Source organism: Endozoicomonas sp. SESOKO4 (assembly GCF_024606275.1).
In genome coordinates, this window is record NZ_JAHHPS010000006.1 from 1 (window position 1) to 6,148 (window position 6,148).

Here is a 6,148-nt window from a genome sequence, read left to right on the forward strand (position 1 = left end):
GTGCCAGCAGTCACTGGGTTGAGTGCATGGTGGCTGCAAGACCCTTCGCCAATATTGAAAGCCTGCTGATTGCTGCCGATGCCGTGTGGTCTCATTGCCAGAAACCCGATTATCTGGAAGCGTTTGATGCTCACCCGAAAATCGGTGATATCAGCAGCCTGAAAGAGAAATACCGTAACACTCAAACCATGGCAGGCCATGAGCAGGCTGGCGTCGATGAGGCCAATGAACAAACCCTGCTGGCACTGGCTGAAGGCAATGAAAAGTATGAGCGACAGTTTGGCTATATCTTCATTGTCTGCGCCACCGGCAAAAGTGCCGGCGAGATGCTGACGCTGCTTAAGGAACGCTTGAGTAACGAGCCGGAGGATGAACTTTCCATGGCAGCGGCAGAACAGCATAAAATAACCAGTATCCGCCTGCGCAAAATGCTCGACAGCACCTCTTTGTCCACAGAAGGAGTGATTTTATGACCGGGATCAGCACTCATATCCTCGACACGGCTCTTGGCCACCCTGCCGATCAGGTTCCTGTCAGTCTCTACAAACAGGTTGAAGACAGCTGGATAGCGGTAGGGCAGGGCACAACAGACAATGACGGACGAATAAACAGTCTGGCAACGGACGAAGTAAACCTTCCTGAAGGCATTTATAAGCTGGACTTTGCGATTCAGAATTACTTTAACCGGCTGGAGCAGAAATGCTTTTATCCGGAAGTCTCGGTCATTTTTGAAGTCAATGATGATCGTCATCACCATGTGCCATTGCTGATTTCTCCCTTTGGTTATTCGACTTACAGAGGGAGTTGATTCTCACTCTTTGACGAAAATAATTGTCAAACATAACTAATGTTACACAGCCCTGAGCTGAGAAAAAAAGCCCTGAGCTAACAAAAATAAAGACCAAGAGGCATTGGCCTATGCCAACCACGTTAACCACCCGGGCTCTCCCTGTAGAGCCCCTGTCTGCTGAAGCTTTCAAGCCTTTCGGCGATGTGATCGAAGCCTGTGGTGACGCCATGATCATCAATCAGGGCCGCTGTCGTAAGTTCAACGACCTCACCCGGGTTCAAACCGATGCCGAAGGTGAGGTGGCCATTCACATTTACCACACGCAAGCCATCAAACAGCCCTACCGACTGGACTTACTGGAACGTCATCCTCTGGGCAGCCAAACCTTTATGCCTCTGGAGAAACAGCCATTTTTGATAGTTGTCGCCCCTGACAACCATCTGGAGCCGGATTTTGATCATATTCGCTGCTTTGCAGCTGATGGCTCTCAAGGTATTAATTACCATCCGGGCACCTGGCATCATCCGCTACTCTCAGCCGGTAACGGAATCTCCTATCTGGTGGTTGACCGGGCCGGGCCGGGACACAACTGTGACGAGGTTCTAATCCCGACCCACCTTTCTCTGACCGTGGGAGACCCGCTATGACGAGCACTGTCAATACACCTCCTGTTTTCTGGCGCGCTTGCGTACTCCACTTTCTGGATGATCCCGATAAGGGAGCACAAAGCTGGGAATACTTTGACGACGGTGGATTACTGGTTGAGTCAGGTTGTATCAAGGCCTGCGGCCCTGCCGAAACGTTATTGAAACAGCTGCCGGAAGGCTGTGAAATCAGAGACCTCTCTGGCAAGCTGATAGTTCCGGGATTTATAGACACTCATGTGCATTACCCCCAACTGGAAGTCATGGCAGGCTGCGGAGTACAACTGCTGGACTGGCTGGAACAGTATACTTTTCCTGCTGAAGCCCGCTTTTCAGATCCTGAATACGCCAGAGACATTGCAGAATTGTTTCTGGATCAATGCCTGAACAATGGAACCACTACAGCACTGGTGTTCGGCACAGTGGCGCCTCAATCGGTAGATGCTTTCTTTGAAGCTGCGCACAAGCGCAATATGCGTATGATTGGCGGCAAGGTCATGATGGACCGCAACGCGCCGGACTATCTGCTGGACACCCCACAAAGCAGTTATGAAGACTCAAAAAAACTGATCAATCGCTGGCACAACAAAGGCCGATTGTCCTATGCCGTCACTCCCCGCTTTGCTCCGACCTCTTCTTCCGAGCAGCTCACCCTGGCCGGAAGACTGCTCAGAGAACATGAAGGCCTTTACCTGCATACCCATCTGTCTGAAAACCCCAAAGAAATAGCATGGGTTCAGGAACTGTTTCCTGACAGCAAACATTATCTGGATGTTTATGACCAGCATGGTCTGCTGGGCTCACGATCGGTCTTTGCCCACTCCATCCATCTGTGCGAGCAAAGTTGGGACCGAATGGCCGAAAGCGACTCATCCATTGCCTGCTGTCCGGGCTCCAACCTTTTTCTGGGCAGCGGTTTATTCAGTTTCTCTAACGCACAAAACAAGAATATTCGTGTCGGGCTGGGTACAGACGTGGGTGGTGGCACCAGTCTTTGTCTGCTGAACACGATGAAAGACGCTTATCAGGTATCTCAGTTGAGTGAGAATACGATATCTCCTCTTCAAGCTTTCTACCTGGCCACGCTGGGGGGGGCCAGAGCCCTGCATCTCGACGACCGCATCGGCAGTTTCAAGATCGGCAACGAGGCAGACTTTCTGGTGCTTAACCCCGAAGCCACACCTTTGTTGAAATTCAGAACAGAAAAAACAAAAACACTGGAAGAGTTGCTGGGTGTTCTCATGGTGATGGGTGACGACCGGGTCATTGAAAAAGCCATCATCATGGGTCAGGAAACCCGAGGAAGAAACTGAGTATGGAATCCTATATACAAGACTGGTTGAACCTGATTTTTCGATGGTTGCACGTCACGGCAGGTATTGCCTGGATCGGTGCCTCCTTTTACTTCAACTGGCTGGAAGGGCGACTGGAAAACGCCCCTCAGGCAAAACAGAAAAAAGGCATTAAAGGGGAGTTATGGGCTGTGCACGGTGGTGGCTTCTATGAAGTGAACAAATACCACCTGGCACCGGAGAAAATGCCGGAAACCCTGCACTGGTTTAAATGGGAAGCCTATGTCACCTGGCTGAGTGGCTTTGCCCTGCTGGCCATTATTTACTACTGGGGCGCAGAAAGTTATCTGCTTGCGTCAGACTCTCCACTGTCACCGGCCTCAGCCATCGCAATCAGTGCATTCAGCCTGTTCGTGAGCTGGCTGGTATACGATTTACTTTGTCGGACTCCATTGTTTTCCAATGAGAAACTGTTCAGTGCGGTACTCTTTGGACTGATTGTTATTGCAGCCTGGGGATACACTCAACTGTTCAGCGACAGAGCAGCTTATATCCACGTAGGTGCACTGATTGGCACCCTGATGGTGGGTAATGTCTTCCAGATTATCATCCCGTCCCAGAGGAAGCTGGTGGATGCAGCCCAGAGCGGTGACAGCAGCTTTGATCCGGCCATTGCCCGACATGCATTGCTACGCTCAAGGCACAACAACTACTTCACCCTGCCACTGTTGTTTATCATGATCAGTGGCCATTACCCGATGACTTATGGTCATGACTTGAGCTGGGCGATTCTTGCTGCCCTGTCACTGGCTGCGATTCTGATCCGACACTTCTTTAACCGTCGCAACCAGGGTACTGTATTAACCTGGCTATGGCCTGCCGCTGCCGTAGTGATGTTGAGCCTGGCTTTTGTCATCCGGCCACAGACAGCGCCAATGTCGGGGGTTGCAAAAGCACCCGCTTTTGACGAAAAGGAAATTGTCGAGATTGTCACCAGTCGCTGTTCTACCTGTCATGGGGCCAAGCCAACCGACCCTCTCTTTCAGGCAGCGCCGGGCGGCTTGATCTTTGATGATTATGATTCCATAGCTAGCAAAGCGGACAAGATCTATAGTCAGGCCGTTCAGACACAAGTCATGCCTCTGGCAAACCGCACCGAGATGACTGAAGAAGAACGCCAGATTCTGGGGCAGTGGTATCATCAGCTGAAATCTGAATAGGACAAGTCGATCAAAGCTTCCATGAACTGATCGAGGATCGGGCCCTGCCAGAGGCAGAGCCCGATATATTACTGTTGTTCCAGTGCGTTTTTTCAAACCCTTTTTCCTCCCCGACTGGCTTTCGTTGTATAAAATTGAGACTGTCGTCACTGACTTTTAAATGGCTAAGATCCTTTGGAGACATACATGAAAAAATGGCAGTGTATTGTTTGCGGTTTTATCTATGACGAGGAACAAGGTTGGCCTGATGAGGGGATTGAGCCAGGTACTCGCTGGGAAGATGTTCCAGAAGACTGGCACTGTCCTGACTGCGGTGTCGGCAAAGAGGACTTTGAAATGGTCAAAATCGGCTAATTTTGTCGAAATAAACAGATTCCCGGTTTTTTCGCGAGAAAGGCTATTGCTCTCACCTCTACAGTGTTTTAGTCTGTTGGTGACCGCTTATCCATCGGAAGAAAAAAAAAAAGAAGGAGTGCATGACATCATGCGTAAACCAGAACTCGTCAACGCTATTGCCGATCAGGCAGATCTGACAAAAGAACAAGCCAACCAGGCACTCAATGCCTTGATCGAGGTCATTACCTCCGCTCTGAAAGAAGAAGACACTGTCAGTCTTGTGGGCTTTGGTACATTCCTGCAACGCAGCAGAGCCGCACGCACAGGCAAAAACCCACAAACCGGTGAGCCGATAGAAATCGCTGCCAGCAATACAGTAGCCTTCAAGCCAGGTAAATCCCTGAAAGAAGCCGTTAACAGCTGATACCTGCTAAACCCTCGAGTTCCCGAGGTTGTTCTGCTAACAGAACGACCTCATTTATTTAAAACTTCCTCTTTCCTGCCAGTCCCAGCCACAGCCATTCCGAGTATCTTCCCAGCAACCAGAAACTAAGCGCCAGCAATGCGTAGAACAGTGCTTTGTGCATTGTGTCCCAGCCATATTGAAAGAACAGGGTATACAGATTCAACAACAGAAAGCCGACTCCCAGGATTCTTAGAATAGAGTCATCTCTGCGAAAACCAACAAAAATAGCCAAACATGACGCTGCCAGCATGGCCAGTCGCCATAACCAAAGCTCCATTTGTGACGCACTGAAGGGCTCAGATGTATAGTCATAATCACCTATCATGGACAAAACCCACAAACACCCGAAGAGTATCGTTAACGAGAAAAACTGAGTCGCATCAAAAAAGGCTCTGGTCCGTTTAAAGACTGGCAGGCCGTAGCCCAGCAAAAGAACCACCAAACTGAAGACAAGAAATTGCACTGGAAAGCTCTTCCCGAAAAGCGGCAGATTACCATCACTAGTCCAGTAAATCGTTTCGAAAAAAAACCAGCAAGCCAATACCAGTAATCCCAATACCCAGAGCAACAGTGATTCCAGCACTATCGCGACTAACAGATAAATCGCAGCTCCAAGAAGCAATAACAGCGAATAGTGACCATTAACTGTATAAAAGACCTTGTACAGGTAGTAAATGGAAGCCGCTGTCGATATAGCGCCCAGGAAAAAAATAAGCTCCTGACTAAACACACGGCCTGTCTGGCGTGACTTGAACCAACCGCCAAACAGATAAATGCCAACCGACAATGCAGCGAAAAACAAGCTTCGGGTGCCGTCCTGAAGAGTAAATAAACGCTCCAGCCATGCAATCAGAGCCTTATCCGTAACCACTGCTAACAGTGATAGCACCATGGAAAATAGCGCCGCCCAGCAAGCGTACTGGGCCAGGATGCGCCATTGAAAGGATTGCACATCCAGAGAGTTCAGCAGGGCTTCTTTTTTGCCTTCATCCAGAAGACCATCCCGGGACCAGCTCTTGAGTGTTTCTTGCAGAAAACGGAACTGTCTTCCATTCACTTTCATAATGTCTCCCTGAGATAACCTGTAGAATCTGATGTGTCTTTTAATGCATTATGATGAGTAGCCCCTATCATTCTGAGTGTGCACCAAAAAACCATTCAGTTGCCATCATTGTTCAATACGCCCAGAACGCGTGTTCAACGTCCGCCAGATCTGGGTAAGCCTTTCATTTTTAAGCAATATAGCGTATTTTCCGAACCCTTAATTTTCTACTGGGTGTTGACACTTTTGCCTTATATCCCTAATATTCGCCGCACTTGTTGAGCAGCACATTGCTGATCGCAGGGCCCAGGTGGCGGAATTGGTAGACGCGCTAGCTTCAGGTGCTAGTGTCCGAAAG

At 49.5% G+C, this 6,148-nt stretch carries 8 protein-coding genes; 7 read left to right on the forward strand and 1 reads right to left on the reverse strand.

Translation table 11 applies throughout. From position 1 onward, the window contains the following. From uraD to KDK16_RS00080, 7 genes are all read left to right on the forward strand, one after another. A partial coding sequence (uraD, locus tag KDK16_RS00050; RefSeq protein ID WP_257274145.1) for a 2-oxo-4-hydroxy-4-carboxy-5-ureidoimidazoline decarboxylase occupies positions 1 to 473 on the forward strand: 473 nt, incomplete at its 5' end. Continuing rightward, complete coding sequence (gene uraH / locus KDK16_RS00055) at positions 470 to 808, forward strand: hydroxyisourate hydrolase (protein WP_257254516.1); 339 nt, start codon at positions 470 to 472, stop codon at positions 806 to 808. The genes uraD and uraH, both read left to right, overlap by 4 nt. A gap of 110 nt (positions 809 to 918) precedes the next feature. Further along, on the forward strand, positions 919 to 1,437 hold the full coding sequence (locus tag KDK16_RS00060) for an ureidoglycolate lyase (protein ID WP_257254517.1): 519 nt from the start codon (positions 919 to 921) through the stop codon (positions 1,435 to 1,437). Next, complete coding sequence (gene guaD, locus KDK16_RS00065) at positions 1,434 to 2,747, forward strand: guanine deaminase (RefSeq protein ID WP_257274146.1); 1,314 nt, start codon at positions 1,434 to 1,436, stop codon at positions 2,745 to 2,747. The genes KDK16_RS00060 and guaD overlap by 4 nt, the downstream gene beginning before the upstream one ends. Before the next feature lie 2 nt (positions 2,748 to 2,749). Beyond that, positions 2,750 to 3,946 carry a urate hydroxylase PuuD gene (locus KDK16_RS00070; RefSeq protein ID WP_257254518.1) on the forward strand — a complete coding sequence of 399 codons (1,197 nt, stop codon included), beginning with the start codon at positions 2,750 to 2,752 and terminating at the stop codon, positions 3,944 to 3,946. 186 nt (positions 3,947 to 4,132) lie between these two features. Further along, entirely contained in the window at positions 4,133 to 4,300 is a 168-nt protein-coding gene (locus tag KDK16_RS00075) for a rubredoxin (RefSeq protein WP_257254519.1), read from the forward strand. Between the two features lie 130 nt (positions 4,301 to 4,430). Further along, the gene (locus tag KDK16_RS00080) at positions 4,431 to 4,706 is read left to right on the forward strand and encodes an HU family DNA-binding protein (RefSeq protein WP_257254520.1); all 276 of its coding nucleotides are present in this window, start codon (positions 4,431 to 4,433) and stop codon (positions 4,704 to 4,706) included. 58 nt (positions 4,707 to 4,764) lie between these two features. Here KDK16_RS00080 and KDK16_RS00085 read toward each other — a convergent pair whose 3' ends face one another. After that, on the reverse strand, positions 4,765 to 5,811 hold the full coding sequence (locus KDK16_RS00085; protein WP_257254521.1) for a hypothetical protein: 1,047 nt from the start codon (positions 5,809 to 5,811) through the stop codon (positions 4,765 to 4,767). Positions 5,812 to 6,148 lie beyond the last annotated feature (337 nt).